Raw genomic sequence first — 21,595 nt, 5'->3', positions numbered from 1 at the left:
GGGCCTCCGGCCCCAGGTCGCGCTTCGCGCGGCCTGCTTCGTGGGCGGCGGCCATGGCGGCCCCTGGAAGCCGTCCGGAGTCGCCGCCCGCGGAGGGATGTCCGCGGTGAGCCCGGCCCCTTCTGCGCCCTCTGTGTGCGCCCAACGGGCGCTTCTGTGCCTTCTGTGTTCCTGCTTTTCTGGCTGAGATTCGCCGATAATCAGATCCTGTTAATCCATCTTTTTCATCCTGGTAATCCTGTCTACGCTTTCGCTCTCAATGCCCCGAGCAGCATGTCCGCCAACGGTCGGATCCGTCCGGGTTCGCTGAGGTAGGCGCCACGGGCGGCGACGAGGCGGGCGGAGGAGCGGCCGAGGATCGCGGTCTCCACCAGGCCGTGGGCCTTGAGAGTTCCGCCGGTCTGCACCAGGTCCACGATGGCGTCCGCCAGGCCCAGCAGGGGCGCCAGTTCCGCGCTGCTGCTCAGAGGCACCAGCTCGGCGGTGAGGTCCTCGCGGGCCAGCCAGGCCTCGGTGGCCTTGGGGAACTTGGTGGCCAGGCGCAGGTGCGGCTTGGCCCGCAGGTCCTCCAGGGTCACGCCCGCCTTGGCGCAGAGCGACAGGCGGCAGGCTCCGAAGCCCAGGTCCGCCAATTCCAGCAGGTCCATGTCCATCTCATCCAGTGTGTCCGAGCCCACGATGCCCAGCGAGGCCACGCCGGCGGCCACGTAGCGGGGCAAGTCCGCGCCCTTGAGCAGCAGGGCCGCCACGCCAGGGGTGGCGGTGGGAATGCGCAGGACTCGGGACTTCAGGGCAGCCGCGTCGAGGGCCAAGGGCGTATTGGCCAACAGGGGCACCAGCTCATCCCCGAGCCGGCCCTTGGGGAAGGCGATGAGAAGGGTCGAGTGCGTCATCGCGGTTCCTCGAAGAGGTCGGGCCGGGTGGCGGCCAGGTCGAGCAGGCGGGAGAGGCGGACGCAGAAGCCAGCAGCCTGCCAGGGGCGGCCCAGGCCTGGGAAGAGGCGGTCGTAGCGGCCACCTGCGGCCAGTTCCTGCTGGGCGCCCGGGGCCCAGAGGCGGAGCGTGGGGCCCGTATAGAAGCCCAGGCCGGCCACGTCGGCCAGGTCCACGCGCAGTTCGAGGTTGGGCGGCAAGATGGGCAACAGGGCCTGGAGGGCGCGGTCCATGTGGCTCGTCTCCTCCTCCAGCAGGCCCGCATAGGGGCTGGACTCCAGGGCACCCAATGTTCCGGGGCCATCGAGTTCGGAAAGCAGCGCCTCAGCATGGGCCGCTAGCCGGCTTGCGGATGGATGCCCATCGAGGACCTCCCGCACGCGGTGGGGCGCGCGGCGCGAGAGGGCCGCGACCACGGCGTCCGCCAGTTCCCCGAACAGGCCTTCGGCCTCCAGGGGACGGCGCACCAGGGCCGCGTTGCCCAGGTGGAGAATGGCGCTCTTCAGGCCCAGCAGGCCAGGGATGGCCATGAGCATCCGGGCCAGTTCCACATCCGCCTCCGCGGCGGGCTCGCCTTCGAGCTGGATGCGCTCGCACCCCACCTCGAAGCGCTCCACCGCCTCCCAGGGCTGCACGGGCCGACGGAACACCGCCCCTGCATAGGCCACACGATCCGGAGGGGTCGGGAAGCTCCGGGCCAGCAGGCCTGCGAGCGCCACCGTGAAGTCCCAGCGCAGGGCCACCAGCTCGTCGCCGTCGAAGAAGCGCAGCGCCCCTTCGGGCGGGGTTTCCCGCAGAACGAGCGAGGGATGCAGCTCGCGGTAGCCGTGGTCCGCCAGCAGGCCCATGAGGGCGCCTTCCCACCGACGGAGCCGGGCAGCGGAGCCGAAGAGCAGATCAGGGAAATGAGGTGTGCGGACGGGCATCAGGCGGGCCCTCCCGTACGGTCCGCATGGCGGCGGTGGAGCACCTCCACCACGTCCAGCAGGCTGGCGCCACGTTCGAGGAGGAGCATGTCGAGGTGGAACACCAGGTCCGCAGCCTCGCCGAGGAACTCCTCGCGGTTGTTGTTCTTGGCGGCGATCACAACTTCTCCGGCCTCCTCCACCACCTTCTTGGCGATGCGGTCCACGCCCTGGGCGAACAGTTTCTGGGTGTAGCTGCCGTTCAGGTCTGCCAGGGCCTTGCGGGATCTCAGGAGGGCCTCCAGACGACTCAGCCAGGGCAGGGTGGCGGGCCATGGGGCAGCGTTGGGACCGCCCTCCGGGCTGGAATCGAAGCAGCTCTCCGTGCCGCGGTGGCAGCTGGGGCCCTCGGGATCGGCCACGATAAGCAGGGCGTCCCCATCGCAATCGGGGCGGATCTGCACGAGGCGGAGCCGGTTCCCGCTGGTCTCGCCCTTCACCCAGATCGCGGCGCGTGAGCGGCTCCAGAAGGTGACGAAGCCGCTGTCGAGGGTGCGTTGAAGGGCCTCGCGGTTGAGCCAGGCCACCATGCGCACCTCGCCGGCCCGATCCTGCACGATGCCGGGGATGAGACCGGCGGAATCAAATGTCAACGTAGCGAGGTCCATGTCAGATCCGTATGGAAAGGTCGTTCTGGGCCAGGTAGGCCTTGAGGCGGGGAATGGGCAGGATGCCCTCGTGGAAGAGCGTGGCGGCCAGCACGGCGTCGGCGCCATGCTCCAGAGCCTCCAGGAAGTGGACCTCGAGACCTGCGCCGCCGGACGCGATGAGCGGGATGGGCAGCTCCGAGGCCAGGTCCAGCAGCGGCAAGTCGAAGCCGTCGCCAGTGCCGTCACGGTCCATGGAAGTGAGCAGGATCTCGCCCGCGCCGAGATCGTTGAGCTCCCAGAGCCAGTCCACGGCCGCCCGGTCCGTGGGTTCGGTGCCGCCCTTCAGGTAGACGCGCCAGCCCAGGTCGGGATCCCGCTTCACATCCACGGCGGCCACCACGCACTGGCGCCCGAAGGCGTCCGCCAGCTCACAGACCAGATCCGGCCGCAAGGCGGCGGCGGTGTTCACGGCCACCTTGTCGGCGCCGGCCCGCAGCAGGCTGCGGGCGTCCTCCACGCTGGAGACGCCGCCGCCGACGGTGAAGGGGATGCTCAGCTCCCGGGCGACGTCGCGGACCCAGGCTTCCCGCGTGCCGCGGTTCTCCAGGGAGGCGGCGATGTCGAGGAAGACCAATTCGTCCGCGCCTTCCAAGTCATAGCGCCGGGCCAGTTCCACGGGATGGCCCAGGTCGCGGAGCTCCTTGAACTGAACGCCTTTCACGACGCGACCGTTCTTCACGTCGAGACAGGGGATGATGCGCTTGGCGGGCATCAGGCGCCCCCTGTCAGGGCGATCCGGGTGCGCGGATCGTCCAGGGGGATGAAGCCCTCCATGAGGGCCTTGCCGCTGATGGCGCCCACCACGCCAGGCAGCGTCGCCAGCGGGACAAGATCAGCAAGATCTTTCATCCCGCCGGAGGCCTGCACCTGGAACCCCTCCCGGGCCACCCAGGCCGCGGCTTCCAGGCCAGGGCCTTCCAGCGTGCCATCGCGGCTCACGTCGGTGACGAGCGCCCGGTCGAAGCCCAGGGCGAGCAGAGCCTCGAACACGTCCGTGGAGGCGCAAGCGCTGGCGGACTGCCAGCCGCGAGTGACGATGCTCTGGCCCTTGAGGTCCAGGGCGGCCACGATACGGTCGCCGGGGAGACCCCGCAGGGCCGTGGGTTGTTCCACTGCCAGCGTGCCCACCACCGCGTCGAAGCCCAGGGCCAGCACGTCCTCGATGGCCGCGCGATCCCGCAGGCCGCCGCCCAGCTGGAAGCGCACCTGGGGGAAGCGGACAGGAAAGGTGGTGAAGGTCCCCTGGCGGGGCCCGCCGAAGGCACCGTCCAGATCCACCAGGTGGATGCGCCGGGCCCCGGCCGCGATCAAGCGCTCGACCCAACCCTCCGGAGTGAAGTCGTAGAAGGTGGCCTGGTGCCGGTCGCCGTGGCGAAGGCGGACCAGGCGGCCTTGGAGCAGGTCCATGCTGGGAATCAGTTGCATGGTGCCTCCGGTACGGAAGCTGTGGCACCCATCCAGGCCAAGGCGGACTGCAGCAGCAGCAGGCCCGTGGGTCCCGACTTCTCGGGATGGGGCTGGAAGCCCATGACCTTTCCCCGGGCTTCGACAGCCGCGAAGGGGCGGCCGTGGTCAGCCAGGTAGACGGTCTCGGCCGCGGGTTCCAGGGCGTAGCTGTGGACGAAGTAGAGCCAGGCGCCGTCGGGATCCGGCAGGGCAGGATGGGCAGAAGCCTGACGCACCTGGCTCCAGCCCATGTGGGGGACTTTCACGCCAGGGCCCAGACGCCGCACGATGCCCGGGATCAAGCCGAGACCCGAGGTGCGAGGAGCTTCCTCGCTGCCTTCAGCCAGCAGCTGGAGGCCCAGGCAGATGCCCAGCAGGGGTCGACCCTCAGCCACCAGTTCGGGGAGGAGCTGCCACCAGCCGCGCTCCAGCAAGGATCTCCGGGCGGCCTCGAAGTGACCTACCCCCGGCAGCACGATGGGGCCAGAACTGGCCGTCTGATCCGGTGACACCGCGCGGACGAAGGGCAGGTTCAGGCGCTCCAGGGCACCCTCCAGCGAGGCCAGATTGCCTGCGTCATAGTCGATGAGGGTGATGGCGCTCATGAGGACAGGGTCCCCTTGGTGGAGGGCACGTCGCTGCCTTCGGTCCGTACGGCTTGACGCAGGGCGCGGGCCAGGGCCTTGAAGAGGGCTTCGACCTTGTGGTGGGTGTTCACGCCCCGCACCAGATCCGCGTGGATGGCCAGCCCGCCGCGCATGGCCAGGGCGACGAAGAATTCCCGGACCATCTCCACCTGGAAGCCGTCGCCGAGGATGACCGGCGGCAGGTCCGCGTGGAACTCGCACCAGGGGCGGCCGGACAGATCCACCACCACCCGGGCCAGGGCCTCGTCCAGGGGCACGTAGGCATGGGCGAAGCGGATGATGCCGGCGCGGTCACCCAGGGCCTCCTTGAGCGCATCGCCCAGGCAGAGGCCCACGTCCTCCACCAGGTGGTGGCTGTCCACGGGCAGGTCGCCCTTGGCATCGATTTCTAGGCCGAAGCCGCCGTGCTTCGCGAGCTGCATCAGCATGTGGTCGAAGTAGCCCAGGCCGGTCCGGATGTGGGCCTCGCCGCCGTCCAGCCGAAGGCTCAGCTTCACGTCCGTTTCAGCGGTGGTGCGGTGCAGGGTGGCTTTTCTCATGGCAGCTCCTGATTGAGCATCGGCAGAAGGTCACGCAGGCTGTCGAACTGGATGTCCTTTTGTGCGGCAAACCGGGCGCGGTCTGGGCCCAAGGCCGCGAAGCGCCAGGCCACTTCAGGTTTCAGTTCGGTGGCGGCGTGTAGGCAGCGGGCATCGTCGATGGTGTCTCCCGCGAAGACGACCTCTTCCGCCCGGAAGGCGTCCGCCAGCTGGAGCAGACCGGCCGGCTCGGGTTTGCGGAGGTGGGCCGCGGCATCGCAGACCGCGGGCAGCTGGAAGCCCAGCACCCGCCAGGCCAGATCCAGTTCTTCGGGTGGCCGTCCGGTGAGCACTGCCAGCTCCCAGCCCGTGGCCTGGAGTTCCGCCAGCGTGGTGAGGGGGCGTTCGAGTTGGATGGTGTCGGCGTAGTGCTTCTGCACGAGGATCTGCGCCGAGGGCTCGAGGGCCTGAATGCGCGCTTCAAGTTCGACGAAGCTGCGACCCTCGGCGCCTTCGACCACCGGCTGCAAGTCCACGTCGCCATAAGCCTCCGCCAGGGCCAGGGCCCCAGCCGCGAGGCGGAAATCGTTGTTGTAGCCGCCTAGGCGCTTGAAGGCGCGGTAGGCGCCGTCGGACCAGGGCAGGGCAGGCCGGCACTCCGCCAGCGCCCGGGCCACGGCCTCCATGAAGCTGCGGTCGGCATCGATGAGCACGCCGTCGATATCCAGGACCAGCAGGCGCCGGGTCGCGCGCGGCACCGGGGCGGGCAGCTTGCCGCCCAGGGTCGCAGCCACGCGGCCGGTGTCCGCCTCCGTGCCGATGGTGAGCCGCGCGGCGCCGGTGCCAGGCAGGCGGCGCACCTTGATGCCTTCGGTTTCCAGCGCGTCCGAGGGATCCGGCGTCACATGGATGAAGTTGCCGGCGCTGGGGGCGGCGCGGTGGGAAGGCAGAGATGCCGCCAGGCGGTCACGCCGTTCCGGCAACGCCCGCACGGCGGGCTCGAAGGTCGGGGCGAAGTCCAGGGCCACGTCCAGGGCCTCCAGGCTGGCGGCGGGGATGGAGTAGGGCAGCTGCAGGGTGGCCAGCTTCGACACCAGAGCGGGATCGCCCAGGAGGTAGCCCAGGCGCCAGGAGGCAGAGGCCAGCGCCTTGCTGAAGGTCCGCAGCAGCACCACGTTCGGGTAGCGGTCCACGGCCAGGCGGTGGGTGGCTGGGGCGAATTCCGCGTAGGCCTCGTCCATCACCACCAGGGGGGGCACGGGGCGCGCGGCGGCGGCGGCCAGCAGGGGCTCCAGCTCCTCCGGCGACACCCAGGCGCCGGTGGGATTGTTCGGCAGAGTCAGCCAGACCTGGCGGCAGTCCAGGGCCTCGAACCAGGGCTCCAGCGGAAAGCCCGTGCCCTGGGGCACCTTCCGCACCTGGCCGCCATTGCGGCGCACGAGCATGGGGTAGAGGCTGAAGCCTGGATCCGGGATGGCCACGGTGTCGCCGAAGCTGAGGCCCGCCATGGCCACCAGGTCCAGGAGGGCGCCGCTGGAGGGTCCCAGCAGCAGGCCGCCCTCGGGCGCGCCCACGCGCTTCCGCAGGCGCTCGGTGAGCTCCTCCTGGCGCTCGGGGTAGAGGTTGAAGGGCAGAGTGTGGAGCCGCGCGAGCAGGGCCTCGCGGGCTGCCGCGGGCCAGTCGGACCCGGCCTCGTTCATGTGCAGGCGAAGGCCTGTGGGCGGCTCGGGAGGCCGCCGGTAGGCGGGCAGATCAGCGAGGTCGGGTCGGAGGAAGGACATGGGCAACTCGGGATGAGGGTAAGAGGAAACCAGGCTTCTGGGAGAAAGAAGCGGAATGGAGCGCTCGGCGAGGAGGCACTCCCTAGGGGTGGTGATGGCCGCGCAGGCCGGCGCTGCGCCCGTGATGCGTGAGACCCTCGGCCTCGGCGAGCTTCTCGACCCAGGGGGCCATGGCGGCGGCGTCGGCGGCGGAGAGTCGCAGCAGGCTCTGGCGCTTGAGGAAGGTAGCCACGCCCAGGGGGCTGGTGTAGCGGGCGCTGCGGCCCGTGGGCAGCACGTGGTTGGGCCCGGCCCCGTAGTCGCCGAAGGCCTCGGCGCTGGCGCTGCCGATGAAGACGGCTCCGGCGGTGGTCAGCGCGGGCAGCCAGGCCTCGGGATCGCCCACGCAGAGCTCGAGGTGCTCGGGCGCCCAGGCCTGGGCCAGGGCGATGGCCAGGTCGCGCTCGGCGCAGACCAGCCGCCCGTGGGCGCCCAGGCTCTGCTCGAGGATCGCCCGGCGGGGCGAGGCGGCCACACGGGTCTGGAGCTCGGCCTCCACCGCCTTGAAGAGGGCACGGTCGGCGCTCACCAGCACGGCGGCGGCGTCGGGATCGTGCTCGGCCTGGGCCAGCAGGTCCTCAGCGAGCCAGGCGGGATCCGCGGTGCCGTCGGCCAGGACCAGCAGCTCCGTGGGGCCCGCCAGGGCGTCGATGCCACAGGTGCCGATGAGCTGGCGCTTGGCCTCGGCCACGAAGCGGTTGCCGGGGCCGGCCACCAGATCCACGGCAGGTTCCCCGTAGGCCAGCCAGGCCAGCGCCTGGGCACCCCCGAAGGGGTACAGCTCGGTGAGGCCCAGTTCCGCCGCGCATGCCAGCACCAGCGGATCCACGCCCCAGGCCCCAGGCAACGTGGGCTGGGGCTTGGGAGGCGTGACGCCCACGATGCGGCCCACGCCGGCCACCTGGGCGGGGATCACGGTCATGGCGAGGGTGGAAGGATAGAAGGCGCGCCCGCCGGGAATGTAGACGCCCGCGGTCTTCAGGGGGCACCAGCGTTCGCCCACCGTGCCGCCGCCGGGCAGGGGCAGCTCCAGGTCGCGTAGGCAGCCGCGCTGGCCTTCCGCGAACCGGCGCACGTTGGCGATCATCTCCCGCAGGGCGGCCATGAGGTTCGGCTGGCGGCGGTCCAGGTCCGCCCGAGCCGTCTGGAGGGCCGCCTCGGGGATGCGCAGGGCGGCGGGATCGAGGGCCACGCCGTCCAAGCGCAAAGTCCAGTCCAGCACGGCCTTCAGCCCGTCCCGGCGCACGTCCGCCAGAATGGCCGTGACGGCCTTCCGCGTGTCCTCTTCCGTCTCCCCATTCCGCGCCAGCGCGGCCACCCACCCGGGCACGTCCGCCCGGTTCGTCAGGTCATTGCTGGAGATGAAGTAACACCTGTGCACCTCAAGGGTGAAGGGACCAGCCTGCCAGCTTTCGCCAACTGGCCGCAACCGAAAATCCTGTGGATGATGCGTCAGGCTGGTTGCGCGGCGATGCTGAGCTCGGCAGGCTGGAAGAAGAAGCGCACGTTGGCAGGCTCGGCTTCTTCGGTCCACTCCCAGCAGCTGGGATCCGCCAGAATGGCCTGGGCCAAGGCGACATGCAGAGCGTGACCGGCGGCATGAGCCTCCACGAGGCCAAGCAAGGGCGCGCCGAGCAGGGCCAGGTCACCCACCAGGTCCAGCATCTTGTGGCGCACCGCTTCGTCTTCGTACCGCAAGGATTCGTTCAGGGGGCCGTCGGCGCCGAAGACCACGGCGTTGTCCAGGCTGCCGCCCAGGGCCAAGCCGCGGGCGCGCATCATGTCGATCTCCTGGGCCAGGCAGAAGGTGCGGGCGGCCCCAAGCTCCCGACGGTACTTTTCGGGGGTGAGGGTCAGTTCGCGGCTCTGGCGGCCGAGGGCGGGGATGGGGAAATCAATGACATAGCGCAGGCGCAGGCCATCGTAAGGGAGGGCGCGAATCCAGCGGTCGCCGTTCCGGACTTCGATGGGTCGGGTGATCTTCAGGAAACGGCGACGGCCGGCGAGGGCCCGGGTCCCCGCCTGGAGAATGGCATCCACCCAGGGGGCAGCGCTGCCGTCCAGGATGGGCAGTTCCTCGGCATCCACTTCGATGCGGAGGTGCTCAATCTCCAGCCCGGTGAGGGCGGACAACAGATGTTCGATGGTTTGAAGACGGACCCCATCCTTGACCAGGGTGGTGGCCAGAACCAGGTCGCCAGCCAGGCTGGCCTTGGCGGGGATCTCGGTACCCGTGGGTGTATGAACGAAGACGATTCCTGTGGGCTCGACCACCGGCACCAGTCGCACCGAGCAGGGACGGTTCCCATGCAGACCATGGCCCGAGATGGTGATCTCGCGGCTCAAGGTTTGGGGCGTGGTGCTGCGGGGCATGGTTCGTCCTCGCAGTTGAACAAGCCACTTTTATGCCATTATGCTAGCTAAATCATTCCATGATTTAGCTAGCGATAAATGACGGGGGAGTGTAGGTCTCGTCACCACACAGCGTGGTCAGCGGGGCTGGGTGCGCTCCCAGTCCTCGGGGGTGGTGAGCTTCAGGTTGGAACTGGGACTGGAGATCAGTTTCACAGTCAGTCCCAAACGTTCCAGCATGGCCACATCGTCGGTGGCGGTGAAGCCGGCCTCGTCGGCCGCGCGGAATGCATGGAGCCAAGTGCCCAAGCGAGCGATCTGGGGGGTCTGGGCCCTGAAGAATTCCTCCCTGGGTTCGGTTCGGAGCACCCGTCTTTGGCTATCCACCCGCTTCAGGGTGTCCGTGGAGGGCTCCCCCAGCAGCACGCCGTCATACCGGTTGAGGGCTTCCAGTGCCTCCCAGAGCTGGGCGACCGGGGGGAAGGGACGAACCGCATCGTGGATCATGACCGGGGCGAGCGGCTGGTCAGGTAGGGCGCACAGGGCGGCCCACACGGAGGCTTGGCGGGTTTCTCCTCCTGGGACCACGGTGCAGGGAACCCCGAAGGTCCAACTGCGGACCTGGTCCAGATGGGACTCCGGCACGGCCAGGGCGATGCCGGCGAGGGGCGGCATGCCGGGCTCGAGAAAAGCCTCCACCGTGGCCTGGAGGAGGGGGCGTCCTCCCCAGTCTCGGAACTGCTTGGGCAGCCCGCCGCCCATGCGCAAGCCCCGCCCCCCGGCCGGGATGACCAGGAAGGGGCGCGGAGGCTCAGCGCTCTCGGGTAATGAAAGGGTCGACACCGCGATCCTTCAAGAGTTTGGCGAGCCGTTCGGCAGCCTGCTCGGCATCCTGGCGACTGGTGAAGCTACCGACCCGGACTCGCTTCACGGCTAGGCCACCTCGGGTGGTGGCGCTCTGAAGGGTCACGACGCCGAAAGTGTTTTCAAGTTCACGCGTAAGTGTCTCGATATTCTTGGGATCGGAAAGCGCAGCCACCTGGACTACGAAGGGGTCGGCGTGATCCATGGCCGGATCCAAAGCGGTTGGCAATCCCATGGCGTCGACCGAGCGGAGGCGGATGCGGGTGGTACCTCGCCCCAGGAAACCCAATTCTTCGGCACCGCGCTTGGAAAGATCCAGCACGCGCCCCTTGATGAAGGGTCCTCGATCGTTCACCCGGAGGACGGTACGCTTGCGGTTCTCCAGGTTCTCCACCTCCACGAAGCTGCCGAGGGGCAAGGTTCGGTGGGCACAGGTGAATTGTTCGGGATCGAAAATTTCTCCGCTGGCCGTAGGCCGGCCGGTGAATCCGTCATCGTTTCCGCCGTACCAGCTGGCCAAGCCCTCTTCCACGTAGGCCTGCCCGTCGGACGGCCCGGCGTGGTCACGGGACCCGGTGGCCGGCGAGGCATAGGTCGCGGGCGGGCGGGTGCAGTGGAGGGTGAAGCTGAGGACCACGAGGGTGGCCACTCGGGGAGTACTCCAGCGCATGAGTCTGAGGAGCCCGCCCTTGCCTGGGTCCACCGGAGTTGGGGGGTCGAACGCGACATGGATCTCGTGGATCCAGAGTGCGTAAGCCTTGCTCCAATTGGTGGGATGGAAAGGTGACAGCATCGGACTCCACAAAGATCGACTAGTCGAATTTAATGGACCAGTTCGTATACATACAGAGTATGGCGGGGGCTACCCCGTTTGTAAAGAGCTGCAAATTGCAATAGGAATATGTGGGTCGGCGATAGCGGTTATCGCCTATTGCCGGCTGGGGATTTGATCCACCCGGAAAGGCATCGGGCGATTCCCTTGGGTGTGGAAGGCAGGCGGGAGGCGCTTGGCGGCGGCCAGAGCCGCAGTCTCGGACTCATAACCACCGAGGAAGACCTGGTAGCACCTGCGTCCGCCCCGCATGGTCATGGGCAGGAGGAACAGATCCGGATCCTGTCCCTTCAACAGGCCAGCCGCATGCTGGATCGTTTCTCCCTGGCAAGCGATCTCCAGGCGCAAGGACCACTTCCCCTGGAGGGTCAGGCGGTGAGCTGCACCCTGGGTGAGGCTCAGCTTCCAGTTCCCGTCCCGGATGGCCTTCAGGCGTTCTGCCTTGGAAGGAACCGCGGAAGGCTTGGGGGTCGGCTTCGGCTTGGCCGGCAAAGGGCCTTGGGTATCGGTCGCGGCAGGCACGGGGGCAGGTTCAGGGGTCGGTGTCGTTGGGGTTGCGGTCCTCGCTGGGGGCGGGGCAGGGGTCGCGGAGGCGGGGGGCTCCGGGTTCGGCGCGGGAGATTGGGCCGCCAGGGGGGCTGGCTTGGCCAAGCGCGGGAGAATGATGGGATTCCGTTTGTACCAGCGCAGACCACCCCACAGACCCAGGGCCGTGAGGAGGATCAGAAACAGGACCAGGGGGCGGCGGGAGGCTTTCCTGGGTTCAAGGTAAGGCGATTCAGGCAATTCCGTGCTTCCGGAGGCCGTCTGATGGATAGGCAGCGCAGGCTCCGGGTGAGGTGGAGGCTGGAAGCCCGACTGTGGGGTGGGGTCCGCTACCTCGTTCTCGGGTCCCAATTCGTCCAAGGCTTCGGAAAGGTGCTCCAGATTCGTGGTGGGGAGCTGGCTGGCCTGGATTTCTTCGATCAGGGAGGGGTAGGACGGCGAGGGTTGTGGGACCGACGGAGCCACAACGGCAGGAGCCGGGGCCAGTTCCCGGGCAGGTTCCAGGGATAGGCGCACCAGGGAGGGCGATTCCTGCAGCCGGGCCCAGCCCATTTCGCGCAGGAACAGGATGAAAGCGCCCAGGCGGAAGGGCTCGACTCCGGATTCGCGGCTCAGTTCCAGCAAGGTCCGGTGGTCATCGAGGAGAGCAGGGATTCGGACCAGGTCCGGAGGAAGGGTGAATTCCGCGGGGCGTCGGCCCTCCAGCACCACCACTTGGTCCAGAGGGCCCAGTTCCGCCAGCAAGCGCTCCCGGTCCTGTAGATTCAGTACGCCGGACAGCAGGATGGCGGGGGTGTCAAAGGGAAGGCGGACCGTGCTGGCGTCGAGAACCTTGGATTCGAAGGTCGGGGGTTCGGCCGCCCCGGCCATGGCAGACCAAACCACCCGTTCCACCTGAGCCCGGGCCACATCCAGGAGGTCGCGTTGAGTGATGAACCCCATTTCAATGAGATTCCGGCCGATGGACATGGTCGGGTTGAGGTTGGCCATGGCGTAGTCGAGCTGGACCTGGGTGAGCTTGCCGCGTTCCACCAAAAGGTGGGTGAGGCGGTCCTGGAGGTGGCCGCTGGAGGCGAACACCACCTCCCCATGGTCGAAGAAGATGGTTCGACTGGGCTCCTGGCCCAGACGCCACAGACCCGTGGCCCCTGCCCGGTGTCTCGCGAAGAGATCCTTGAGGGCCAAAAGGCTCATGTGATCACCCAGCGCTCAAGTTTGAGCTTGCCGACCTTCACCAGGATGCTCTGGCCGGAGTGCAGGGAGACCCGCAGGGCTGGATCTGCGGCCTTCTGGCCGTCCAGGCTCACGGCGCCTTGGCCGATGAGCCGCTCGGCTTCCTTCCGGCTGGCGGCCAGACCCCGGTCCACCAGCAGGCGGCTGAGGGCCACCTCACCGTCCGTGGGCGCCACGGTAACCTCGGGGGCCTCCACCTGGCTGCGTTCGGAGAACCGGCGCACCCAGCGCTCTTCAGCCTCCCGACCGGCGGCGAGGCCGTGGAAATCCGCCACAATCTGCCGGGCCAGGGCCTTCTTGGCGTCCATGGGGTGGCCCTGCCTGAGGAGCTCGATCTCGGCGGGCAGCTTGTCCGTCAGCAGCAGGTACCAGTCCCACATCAGGGCATCGCTGGCGCTCATGGCCTTGCCGAACTGGGTGTCCGGATCCTCCATGAAGCCGATGTAGTTGCCGAGCGACTTCGACATCTTCTCCACGCCATCCAGGCCCAGCAGCAGGGGGACCGTGAGCACCACCTGCGGCTTCTGGCCCGAAGCCTCCTGGAGGATGCGGCCCTGCATGAGGTTGAAGAGCTGGTCGTTGCCGCCCAGTTCCACATCCGCCTGGAGGGCCACGGAGTCATAGGCCTGGGTCAGCGGGTAGAGCAGCTCGTGGAGGGCGATGGGCTCGCGGGCCTCCATGCGCTTGGCGAAATCGTTGCGCTCGAGCATCTGGGCCACGGTGAAGCGCGAGGCCAGGCGGATCCACTGCTCGCCGTGTAGCGGCTCCAGCCACTCGCTGTTGAAGCGGACCTTCGTTTTTTCTGGATCGAGAATCTTGAAGACCTGGGCCTTGTAGGTCTCCGCATTGACCAGCACTTCCTCGCGGGTGAGGGGTGGCCGAGTGGTCTTCTTGCCCGTGGGATCGCCGATGAGGCCGGTGAAATCGCCGATGAGGAACGTCACCTCGTGGCCCAGCTTCTGGAACTGGGCCATCTTGCGGATGAGTACGCCGTGGCCCAGGTGCAGGTCCGGAGCGGTGGGATCGAAGCCCGCTTTGATCCGCAGTGGCCGCCCTTCCTTCAGCTTGGCTTCCAGCTGTTCCACCTTGTGGCAGGTTACGGTGCCCTTCGTGAGTAGGGCTATAGCGTCAGATACGGATCCGAAAGCGGCGGTCATGTTTGAATCTTGGCGGAAAACGCGCGCCGGCTCAATGCGGAACGGCAGGACGATGGCTGCAAACCCGTCATGGCTCGCTGGAATATGCCGTCACCGTCTTAGCGGACATCCACTTCGGTCACGCGACGAGGCCCCCTGTCCCCGGACTTCCTGGCGCCTTCGAACGTGACATAGACGGCCCGGCCTGATTTTGGACTCCAGCCCACCTCGACCTTGCCGCCCAGATCATGGTTGATACGGAGCCCTTGATGCTCCATCAGATCCGGTGTGAGATCGGGTGCAGGGGCCAAGTCCTTCTGCCACTTGGCCGCGGCCAGGAGAAAGTCGGATTCCGTGGGCCAGGTTTTCGCCAGGCCAGGATTGGCGGCGTAGAGAGCTCGGCAGCCTTCCGGCGTGCGGAGCTGGTCTACCACGACGCGGAAATCCTCCCAGTCCGGGCGCACCTTCTCGAGGGCGAAGCCCATGATCTGGTGCTTGAGGCCATCGGGGTCCTTCTTGGCTTTGTTCGCCACGTACGCGATGCCGCCCACACAGGTGACGAGCGCCACCAGGAAGGCGATGCCGCAGCCGAGGGCCACCTTGCCCCAGAGTGGCAGACCTGGCTTGAGCGGGACGCCGTGGCCACCGTTGTCCCAGGATGTATCCGCCATGTGGACCTCTTACAGAAGGTTGCTCGCCAACTCCGCCAACTTGCTGCGCTCACCCTTCATGAGTGTGACGTGGCCGGAGATATCCAGGTGCTTGAAGTGTTCCGCCAGGAAGCTGAGGCCATTGGTGCTGGCGTCCACATAGGGGTTGTCGATCTGGTGCGGATCGCCCGTGAAGATGACCTTGGTGCCCTCGCCGGCCCGAGTGAGGATGGTCTTCACTTCGTGGGGCGTGAGGTTCTGGGCTTCATCCACGACCAGGTACTGCTTGGGGATGCTGCGGCCCCGAATGTAGGTGAGGGGTTCCACGCTGAGGTAGCCCGCCTCTTCCAACTGGCCCGCGGTCATGGTGGTGCGCTTCCGGGCCTCGGAATTCGCGCCCACGATGAACTCGAGGTTGTCGTAGATGGGTTGCATGTAGGGCCGCAGCTTCTCGCTGATGTCGCCGGGCAGGTAGCCCAGGTCGCGCCCCATGGGCATGACGGGCCGGCTCACCAGGATCTTGTCGTAGGCCTCGTCGTCCACCACCTGTTGGAGGCCCGCGGCGATGGCCAGCAGGGTCTTGCCCGTGCCCGCCTTGCCCAGCAGGGTGACCACCTGGACCGTGGGATCCAGCAGCAATTCCATGGCGAACTGCTGCTCGCGGTTGCGGGGCTTGATGCCCCAAGGATAGGAATCCATGCGTTTCACAGGCCGCAGCAGCCCCTCCCCGGCCATGAAGCGGGCCAGGGCCGTGTGGCTGGGATTGGTCTGGTCCACCAGAGTGAGGAACTGGTTGGGTTCAAGATGCAGCGCGGGATCCGGCTGAAGGCCGCCGTCGTAGAGCAGGTCGACTTTGGCGGGATCCACTTCCCAGGATTTGTGGCCGGTGTAGAGCTCGTCCATCTCCACCCGATCCGTGGTGTAGTCCTCGGCCTGCACCCCGATGGCATCGGCCTTGATGCGCAGGTTCGTGTCCTTGCTGACGAGCACCACGCGTTCCTTGCAGGACTTGAGGAGCTCCAGGGCGCAGGCCAGAATCTGGTTGTCGGCCTTGTTCTTGTCGGCGGACAGGATGCCCAGATCCAGGCTGTGCGGAGCCACGTCCACTTTGAGGGAACCGCCACTCTCCAAGGGCACCCCGCGGCTGAGGCTGCCGTTGGCCCGGAGCTTGTCCAGCATGCGTGAGACGGTGCGGGCGTTGCGGCCGACCTCGGTCTGATCCTTCTTGAAGTGGTCCACCTCCTCGATGACCACGATGGGAAGCACCACATCGTGTTCCTGGAAGTGGAGGATGGAATTCGGGTCATGCAGGAGGACGTTCGTATCCAGGACGAAGACTTTCTTGCTGGATGGCGGGACCAAAGAAACCTCCAGGGTTGGCGGGAGCCTACCACCAAGCGGCCAGGCTTGCACGGCTGGGAATCGGTCTTCGATTGATGCGAGAATGGCTGCCCGCTTGGAGACCACTGCATGAGGATTCTTTCCATGGCCCTTGCCATCACGACCGCCCTATCCGCGCAGACCCCCTTGACCTATCCCCCGACCAGGAAGGCCGACGTGGTGGACGACTTTTTTGGCACCAAGGTGGCCGACCCCTACCGCTGGCTGGAGGACGACAATTCGGCCGAGACCAAGGCCTGGGTAGAGGCCCAGAACAAGGTGACTTTCGCCTACCTGGAGCAGATCCCCGAGCGGTCCAAGATCCGGGAACGCATCACCCGTCTCTGGGACTTCGAGAAGTACAGCGCGCCGTTCAAACGGGGCCAGCGCTACTTCTACTCCTACAATACCGGTCTCCAGAACCAGTCCGTGCTGTTCGTGACGGAGGATCCCAAGGCCGCAGGCCGGGTGCTCCTCGATCCGAACACTTTGAGCAAGGACGGCACCGTGGCCCTCAGCGGCGCGAGCTTCACGGAGGACGGGCGGCTCATGGCCTATGCCGTCTCGGTGGCCGGCTCGGATTGGCAGACCTGGAAGGTCCGGGACGTGGCCACGGGGAAGGACCTGTCCGACGAGATCCGCTGGTCCAAGGCCAGCGGCGCCTCCTGGCTCAAGGATGGCAGCGGCTTCTTCTACAGCCGCTACGAGGCCCCCAAAGAGGGTGGGGCGCTCACGGGCGTCAACAACCACCACTTGCTCTATTTCCACAAGCTGGGCACAGCCCAGTCCGAGGACACGCTCATCTACCAGCGCCCTGACCAGCCGGAGTGGTACATCGGCGGCAGCGTGACCGACAATGGCCGCTGGCTGGTCATCACTTGCGGCAAGGGCACCAACCCCGAGTCCAGCTTGTTCCTGAAGGATCTGAGCAAGCCTGGCAGCCCCGTGGAGCCCTTCCTGGATCGCATGGACGCCAGTTACAGCGTGGTGGATAACGAGGGCGACACCTTTTTCGTCCTCACCAACCAGGGGGCACCCCGGAATCGCCTGGTCGCCATCCGCAAAGGGCAGACCGACCCTGCGGTGTGGACCGGGATCATCCCCCAGGCCAAGGGCAGGGACGTGCTGGAAGCCGTGTCCGTGGTGGGCGGCCGCTTTATTGCCACCTGGATGCGCGATGCCCATTCCGCCGTTGAGTTCTATGATCTCAAGGGCAAGAAGACAGGTGATCTGGCCCTGCCTGCGCTGGGCACGGCCGGTGGGTTCAGTGGGCGACGCGAGGACCTGGAAACCTTCTACACCTTCGGCAGCTTCGCCTATCCCGGAACCATCTACCGCCTGGACCTTAAGACGCGGAAGAGCGCCATCTTCCGCACACCGAAAGTGGCCTTCAAGCCCGCGGACTATGAGGTGGAGCAGGTCTTCTACCCCAGCAAGGACGGCACGAAGGTACCCATGTTCCTGGTGCACAAGAAGGGGATCAAGCTTGATGGCCTGAACCCGACCCTGCTCTACGGCTACGGAGGCTTCAACATCTCGCTGACCCCGGCCTTCTCGGTTTCCCGAATGGTTTGGCTCGAGATGGGCGGCGTTTACGCCATGCCGAACCTTCGTGGCGGCGGCGAGTACGGCCTGGAGTGGTACGACGCGGGCCGCAAAGAGAAGAAGCAGAACGTCTTCGATGACTTCATCGGGGCGGCCGAGTGGCTTATCGCCCACAAGATCACCTCCACGCCGAAACTGGCCATCAACGGCGGCAGCAACGGGGGCCTGCTGGTGGGCGCCTGCCTCACCCAGCGGCCGGACCTCTTTGGCGCTGCCGTACCCGAGGTGGGCGTCATGGACATGCTGCGCTTCCACAAGTTCACCCTGGGCTGGGGCTGGAAGAGCGACTACGGCAGCAGCGAGACCAAAGAAGGCTTCCAAACCCTCATGAAGTACTCGCCCCTGCACACCATCAAGCCCGGCACGAAGTACCCGCCGACACTCATCACCACCGGCGACCATGACGACCGAGTGGTACCTGCCCACAGCCACAAGTTCACGGCCACCCTCCAGGCTGCTCAGGCGGGCCCGGCGCCCATCCTCACCCGCATCGAAACCAGCGCGGGCCACGGCGCGGGCAAGCCCACCGCCAAGCAGATCGAGGAGCGGGCTGATGTCCTCGCCTTCCTGGTGAAGAACCTCGGGATGAAGCTGCACTAGGGATTGTTCCAGCCTTTTGTTACGAGGTATCCTGGAGGGCACCCCCAAATGCCCTTCAGGAGGCCCATTTATGCCCCTCGCCATGTCCCGATCCTGCGTTCTGGCCCTCGCCGCATCGGCGCTGGTGGCCCAGGCGCCGCTGACCTACCCCCCGACCCGCAAGGCGGACGTGGTGGACAACTACTTCGGCACCAAGGTGGCCGATCCCTACCGCTGGCTGGAGGATGACCGCTCCGCCGAGACCGCTGCGTGGGTGGCGTCCGAAAACCAGGTGACCCAGGCCTACCTCGCGGGGATTCCCGAGCGGAAGGCCATCGAAGCCCGGATGACCCGCCTGTGGAACTACGAGAAATTCGGAGCTCCCAGCAAGCACGGCAAGCACTACGTCTATTCCTACAACACCGGCCTCCAGAATCAGGCAGTGATCTACCTGACCGAGCGTCTGGAGCACAAGGGCCGCGTGCTCTTCGATCCCAACGCCCTAAGCAAGGACGGCACCGTGGCGCTGGGGGGCATGCGCTTCAGTGAGGATGGCACCTTCGTGGCCTACAGCCTGTCCAAGGGGGGCTCCGACGTGAGCACCTGGAAGGTCCGCAACGTGGCCACCGGCGTGGATCTGCCGGATGCCTTCCCCGCGGGCCGCATGGGCGTCAATAGCTGGGCCAAGGACGGCAGCGGCTTCTACTACACCGACTACCCCAAGGTGGAGGCCGGCAAGGCCCTCACCGCCGTCTACAAGAACCAGAAGCTCTTCTTCCACAAGCTGGGCGATCCGGTGGAAAAGGACGCGGTGGTCTACAAGCGGCCGGACCAGCCCGACTGGGGCTTCGGCGCCCAGGTCACCGACGACGGCCACTGGCTGGTGATCTCCCAACACCAGGGCACCGAGCGGAAGAACCGTGTCTTCCTGAAGAACCTCCGTCAAACCGGCAGCCCCGTGGTGCCCCTGTTCGACAAGTACGACGGCTCCTATTCCATCATCGGCAATGATGGCGACACCTTCTACGTGCACACCGATGCGGGCGCCCCTCGCCACCGGATCGTGGCCGTGGAACTGAAGGACCCGAGCCCGAAGGCTTGGCGGGACATCATCCCCGAAGGGAAGGGCCGCGACGTCCTGGCCGAGGTGGACCTCTTCGGTGATACTTTCGCGGTCACCTGGAAGGTGGACGCCCTCAACGTCGTAAAGCTCTATGACCTGAAAGGCCGGCTCCTCAAGGAGATCAAGCCCGAAGGCCTGGGCAACCTCAGCGGGTTCAATGGCCGCCGGCAGGACGCCGAGACCTTCTACGCCTTCACGTCCTACAACCAGCCGCCCACCCTCTACCGTTACGACCTGAAAACGGGAACCAGCAGCGTGTTCCGCCAGCCCAAGGTCGACATCAAGCCCACTGAGTTCGAGGTCAAGGAGGTCTTCTACCCCAGCAAGGACGGCACCAAGGTGCCCATGTTCCTGGCCTACAAGAAGGGGCTGAAGCTGGACGGCACCAATCCCACACTGCTCTACGCCTACGGCGGCTTCAACATCGCCCTGTCTCCCGGCTACTCGCCTGTGTCCCAGGTCTGGATGGAGATGGGGGGCGTCTATGCCGTGGCCTGCCTGCGGGGCGGCAGCGAATACGGCAAGGACTGGTGGGAAGCCGGCAAGCGCGAGAAGAAGCAGAACGTCTTTGACGATTTCATCGCCGCCGCCGAGTGGCTCATCAAGGAAAAGTACACCAGCACCCCCAGGCTCGCCATCCACGGCGGATCCAACGGAGGCCTGCTGGTGGGCGCCTGCATGACCCAGCGTCCGGACCTTTTCGGCGCGACGTTGCCCGCCGTGGGCGTCATGGACATGCTGCGGTACCACACCTTCACTATCGGCTGGATGTGGAAGAGCGACTACATGTCCAGCGACACCGCGGAGGGATTTGCGAACCTCATCAAGTATTCGCCGTTGCACAACCTGAAACCGGGCGTGAAATATCCGCCCACCCTCGTGACCACCGGCGATCATGACGACCGCGTGGTGCCCGCCCACAGCCACAAATTCATCGCCACCCTGCAGGCCGACCAGGCCGGTCCGGCCCCGGTGCTCACCCGCATCGAGACCAACGCCGGCCATGGCGCCGGCAAGCCCACCGCCAAGCAGATCGCCGAACGTGCCGACCAGTGGGCCTTCCTCGTCAAGAACCTCCACATGAAGCTGCCCACCGGCTTCGCCCACTAGTTGATTCCAGGGCCTTCCCAGGGCAAACTGGGAGGCCAGCGCCAACTTAGCTCAGCTGGTAGAGCAGCTGATTCGTAATCAGCAGGTCGCAGGTTCGAATCCTGTAGTTGGCTCCAGTGAAAAAGGGCTCCCCGCGTGCGGGGGGCCCTTTTTCACTGGAATAAAGAGGATTCGAACCTGCGAGTGGGACCGCCCGAGGCGCGACTAGATGTCGCGCCGAAGCGGGACCGGCGGCTGGCGAAGCCAGACGCAGTTCGAATCCTGGTGGGGTGGGTCGGTGCCCCGTTCGAACCTGCCCTCGCGAGGCATGCGTCGCGAGGATCTAGGGTCGAGTGGGACCGCCCGAGGCGTGCCCAGATGGCACGCCGAAGCGGGACCGGCGGCCGGCAAAGCCAGGCGCAGTTCGAATCTCGCCCGAGTGGGAAGGCACTCCTTCTCTGATCGCCGAAGCGGGACCGGCGACTGGGGAGCCAGGCGCAGTTTGAGTCCCTCCCCCCCAGCTTTCTTCGCGATGCCCACTTCATCAGGCCGATTGCTTCTTGGCCACCTGCGCGACATGGGCTCCCTGGAAACGGGCGACCTTCAATTCGTTTTCTGACGGTTGCCGACTGCCATCGCCGCCAGCCAGCGTGCTCGCGCCATAGGGCGACCCGCCAGTGATCTCGCTCATGTTCATGATCTCCTGGCAGGAATAGGGCACCCCCACGAGGATCATGCCGTGGTGCAGCAACGTGGTATGGAAGGAGGTGATTGTGGTCTCCTGCCCGCCATGTTGCGTGGCTGTGGACGTGAACACACTGCCCACCTTGCCGATCAGGCTGCCCTTCAGCCACAACCCGCCGGTCTGATCCAGGAAGTTGCGCATCTGTGCGCACATGTTGCCGAACCGTGTCGGGGTTCCGAAGACGATGGCGTCGTAGCCCGGCAACTCATCCACGGTCGCGATCGGAGCCGCCTGATCAAGTTTGGCGCCCGCCTTCCGGGCTGCCTCCTCAGGCATCAACTCTGGGACGCGCTTGATCGTGACCTCGGTGCCTGCGACGCTGCGGGCGCCTTCAGCCACGGCGTTCGCCATGGTTTCAATGTGGCCGTACATGCTGTAGTAGAGAATCAGGACTTTTGCCATGTCATTTCTCCTCGCTGTCTGGTGGTGCGGTGAACTGCGTGCCCGGCATTCATAGCGGCGGCTCCTTTCTCTGGTTTGCCG

Annotated in this window: 19 protein-coding genes and 1 tRNA gene; 3 read left to right on the top strand and 17 right to left on the bottom strand. The window is 66.6% G+C overall.

All coding sequences use genetic code 11. The annotated features are described in order from the left end of the window. Positions 1-242 precede the first annotated feature (242 nt). The 16 genes from hisG to NOV74_RS03405 all read right to left on the bottom strand — a co-directional run bounded on the left by hisG (position 243) and on the right by NOV74_RS03405 (position 15,953). Positions 243-893, bottom strand: coding sequence for an ATP phosphoribosyltransferase (hisG, locus tag NOV74_RS03480; protein ID WP_257309293.1), 651 nt, complete (start codon positions 891-893; stop codon positions 243-245). After that, positions 890-1,858, bottom strand: a complete 969-nt coding sequence (locus NOV74_RS03475; protein ID WP_257309291.1) for an ATP phosphoribosyltransferase regulatory subunit — start codon at positions 1,856-1,858, stop codon at positions 890-892. Before NOV74_RS03475 ends, hisG begins: the two co-directional genes overlap by 4 nt. Next, positions 1,858-2,505: a bifunctional phosphoribosyl-AMP cyclohydrolase/phosphoribosyl-ATP diphosphatase HisIE gene (gene hisIE / locus NOV74_RS03470; RefSeq protein WP_257309290.1), complete on the bottom strand. Its 648-nt coding sequence runs from the start codon at positions 2,503-2,505 to the stop codon at positions 1,858-1,860. Before hisIE ends, NOV74_RS03475 begins: the two co-directional genes overlap by 1 nt. A gap of 1 nt (position 2,506) precedes the next feature. Continuing rightward, entirely contained in the window at positions 2,507-3,259 is a 753-nt protein-coding gene (gene hisF, locus NOV74_RS03465) for an imidazole glycerol phosphate synthase subunit HisF (RefSeq protein WP_257309288.1), read from the bottom strand. Then, complete coding sequence (locus tag NOV74_RS03460) at positions 3,259-3,972, bottom strand: HisA/HisF-related TIM barrel protein (protein WP_257309286.1); 714 nt, start codon at positions 3,970-3,972, stop codon at positions 3,259-3,261. The genes hisF and NOV74_RS03460 overlap by 1 nt, the downstream gene beginning before the upstream one ends. After that, positions 3,963-4,598, bottom strand: coding sequence for an imidazole glycerol phosphate synthase subunit HisH (gene hisH, locus NOV74_RS03455; RefSeq protein WP_257309283.1), 636 nt, complete (start codon positions 4,596-4,598; stop codon positions 3,963-3,965). Before hisH ends, NOV74_RS03460 begins: the two co-directional genes overlap by 10 nt. Beyond that, entirely contained in the window at positions 4,595-5,179 is a 585-nt protein-coding gene (gene hisB / locus NOV74_RS03450; RefSeq protein WP_257309281.1) for an imidazoleglycerol-phosphate dehydratase HisB, read from the bottom strand. Before hisB ends, hisH begins: the two co-directional genes overlap by 4 nt. Continuing rightward, positions 5,176-6,939 carry an aminotransferase class I/II-fold pyridoxal phosphate-dependent enzyme gene (locus tag NOV74_RS03445; protein WP_257309279.1) on the bottom strand — a complete coding sequence of 588 codons (1,764 nt, stop codon included), beginning with the start codon at positions 6,937-6,939 and terminating at the stop codon, positions 5,176-5,178. Before NOV74_RS03445 ends, hisB begins: the two co-directional genes overlap by 4 nt. A gap of 82 nt (positions 6,940-7,021) precedes the next feature. Then, on the bottom strand, positions 7,022-8,407 hold the full coding sequence (gene hisD, locus NOV74_RS03440) for a histidinol dehydrogenase (protein WP_257309278.1): 1,386 nt from the start codon (positions 8,405-8,407) through the stop codon (positions 7,022-7,024). 23 nt (positions 8,408-8,430) lie between these two features. Continuing rightward, the gene (lpxC, locus tag NOV74_RS03435; RefSeq protein ID WP_257309276.1) at positions 8,431-9,351 is read right to left on the bottom strand and encodes a UDP-3-O-acyl-N-acetylglucosamine deacetylase; all 921 of its coding nucleotides are present in this window, start codon (positions 9,349-9,351) and stop codon (positions 8,431-8,433) included. A gap of 117 nt (positions 9,352-9,468) precedes the next feature. Next, positions 9,469-10,173 carry an IspD/TarI family cytidylyltransferase gene (locus NOV74_RS03430; RefSeq protein WP_257309273.1) on the bottom strand — a complete coding sequence of 235 codons (705 nt, stop codon included), beginning with the start codon at positions 10,171-10,173 and terminating at the stop codon, positions 9,469-9,471. Further along, positions 10,142-10,987 carry an SPOR domain-containing protein gene (locus NOV74_RS03425; protein WP_257309272.1) on the bottom strand — a complete coding sequence of 282 codons (846 nt, stop codon included), beginning with the start codon at positions 10,985-10,987 and terminating at the stop codon, positions 10,142-10,144. The genes NOV74_RS03430 and NOV74_RS03425 overlap by 32 nt, the downstream gene beginning before the upstream one ends. A gap of 135 nt (positions 10,988-11,122) precedes the next feature. Continuing rightward, positions 11,123-12,766, bottom strand: coding sequence for a DUF4388 domain-containing protein (locus NOV74_RS03420; protein WP_257309271.1), 1,644 nt, complete (start codon positions 12,764-12,766; stop codon positions 11,123-11,125). Beyond that, positions 12,763-13,962, bottom strand: a complete 1,200-nt coding sequence (gene tyrS / locus NOV74_RS03415) for a tyrosine--tRNA ligase (protein WP_257309269.1) — start codon at positions 13,960-13,962, stop codon at positions 12,763-12,765. The genes NOV74_RS03420 and tyrS overlap by 4 nt, the downstream gene beginning before the upstream one ends. A 98-nt stretch (positions 13,963-14,060) precedes the next feature. Next, complete coding sequence (locus NOV74_RS03410; RefSeq protein WP_257309268.1) at positions 14,061-14,612, bottom strand: hypothetical protein; 552 nt, start codon at positions 14,610-14,612, stop codon at positions 14,061-14,063. Positions 14,613-14,621: 9 nt separating this feature from the next. Beyond that, positions 14,622-15,953: a PhoH family protein gene (locus NOV74_RS03405; protein WP_257309266.1), complete on the bottom strand. Its 1,332-nt coding sequence runs from the start codon at positions 15,951-15,953 to the stop codon at positions 14,622-14,624. A gap of 108 nt (positions 15,954-16,061) precedes the next feature. On the opposite strand from NOV74_RS03405, the gene NOV74_RS03400 reads away from it, so the two are divergent. The 3 genes from NOV74_RS03400 to NOV74_RS03390 all read left to right on the top strand — a co-directional run bounded on the left by NOV74_RS03400 (position 16,062) and on the right by NOV74_RS03390 (position 20,504). Next, complete coding sequence (locus NOV74_RS03400) at positions 16,062-18,176, top strand: prolyl oligopeptidase family serine peptidase (RefSeq protein ID WP_257309264.1); 2,115 nt, start codon at positions 16,062-16,064, stop codon at positions 18,174-18,176. A 70-nt stretch (positions 18,177-18,246) separates the two neighbouring features. Then, entirely contained in the window at positions 18,247-20,388 is a 2,142-nt protein-coding gene (locus NOV74_RS03395) for a prolyl oligopeptidase family serine peptidase (RefSeq protein WP_257309262.1), read from the top strand. A gap of 40 nt (positions 20,389-20,428) precedes the next feature. After that, positions 20,429-20,504: transfer RNA gene (locus tag NOV74_RS03390), tRNA-Thr, on the top strand. Between the two features lie 407 nt (positions 20,505-20,911). Here NOV74_RS03390 and wrbA read toward each other — a convergent pair. Continuing rightward, positions 20,912-21,514, bottom strand: coding sequence for an NAD(P)H:quinone oxidoreductase (gene wrbA / locus NOV74_RS03385; RefSeq protein WP_257309260.1), 603 nt, complete (start codon positions 21,512-21,514; stop codon positions 20,912-20,914). Positions 21,515-21,595: the final 81 nt, after the last annotated feature.

This window comes from Geothrix fuzhouensis (genome assembly GCF_024609325.1).
In the GTDB taxonomy this organism is placed as follows: Bacteria; Acidobacteriota; Holophagae; order Holophagales; family Holophagaceae; genus Geothrix; species Geothrix fuzhouensis.
This window is presented reverse-complemented; position numbering and strand designations above follow the sequence as displayed.

What these genes read in the sequence shown, in the direction of transcription:
- hisG (WP_257309293.1), bottom strand. Translation starts at nt 893, where the DNA reads ATGACGCACTCGACCCTTCTCATCGCCTTCCCCAAGGGCCGGCTCGGG.
- NOV74_RS03475 (WP_257309291.1), bottom strand. Translation starts at nt 1,858, where the DNA reads ATGCCCGTCCGCACACCTCATTTCCCTGATCTGCTCTTCGGCTCCGCT.
- hisIE (WP_257309290.1), bottom strand. Translation starts at nt 2,505, where the DNA reads ATGGACCTCGCTACGTTGACATTTGATTCCGCCGGTCTCATCCCCGGC.
- hisF (WP_257309288.1), bottom strand. Translation starts at nt 3,259, where the DNA reads ATGCCCGCCAAGCGCATCATCCCCTGTCTCGACGTGAAGAACGGTCGC.
- NOV74_RS03460 (WP_257309286.1), bottom strand. Translation starts at nt 3,972, where the DNA reads ATGCAACTGATTCCCAGCATGGACCTGCTCCAAGGCCGCCTGGTCCGC.
- hisH (WP_257309283.1), bottom strand. Translation starts at nt 4,598, where the DNA reads ATGAGCGCCATCACCCTCATCGACTATGACGCAGGCAATCTGGCCTCG.
- hisB (WP_257309281.1), bottom strand. Translation starts at nt 5,179, where the DNA reads ATGAGAAAAGCCACCCTGCACCGCACCACCGCTGAAACGGACGTGAAG.
- NOV74_RS03445 (WP_257309279.1), bottom strand. Translation starts at nt 6,939, where the DNA reads ATGTCCTTCCTCCGACCCGACCTCGCTGATCTGCCCGCCTACCGGCGG.
- lpxC (WP_257309276.1), bottom strand. Translation starts at nt 9,351, where the DNA reads ATGCCCCGCAGCACCACGCCCCAAACCTTGAGCCGCGAGATCACCATC.
- NOV74_RS03425 (WP_257309272.1), bottom strand. Translation starts at nt 10,987, where the DNA reads ATGCTGTCACCTTTCCATCCCACCAATTGGAGCAAGGCTTACGCACTC.
- NOV74_RS03420 (WP_257309271.1), bottom strand. Translation starts at nt 12,766, where the DNA reads ATGAGCCTTTTGGCCCTCAAGGATCTCTTCGCGAGACACCGGGCAGGG.
- tyrS (WP_257309269.1), bottom strand. Translation starts at nt 13,962, where the DNA reads ATGACCGCCGCTTTCGGATCCGTATCTGACGCTATAGCCCTACTCACG.
- NOV74_RS03410 (WP_257309268.1), bottom strand. Translation starts at nt 14,612, where the DNA reads ATGGCGGATACATCCTGGGACAACGGTGGCCACGGCGTCCCGCTCAAG.
- NOV74_RS03400 (WP_257309264.1), top strand. Translation starts at nt 16,062, where the DNA reads ATGAGGATTCTTTCCATGGCCCTTGCCATCACGACCGCCCTATCCGCG.
- NOV74_RS03395 (WP_257309262.1), top strand. Translation starts at nt 18,247, where the DNA reads ATGCCCCTCGCCATGTCCCGATCCTGCGTTCTGGCCCTCGCCGCATCG.
- wrbA (WP_257309260.1), bottom strand. Translation starts at nt 21,514, where the DNA reads ATGGCAAAAGTCCTGATTCTCTACTACAGCATGTACGGCCACATTGAA.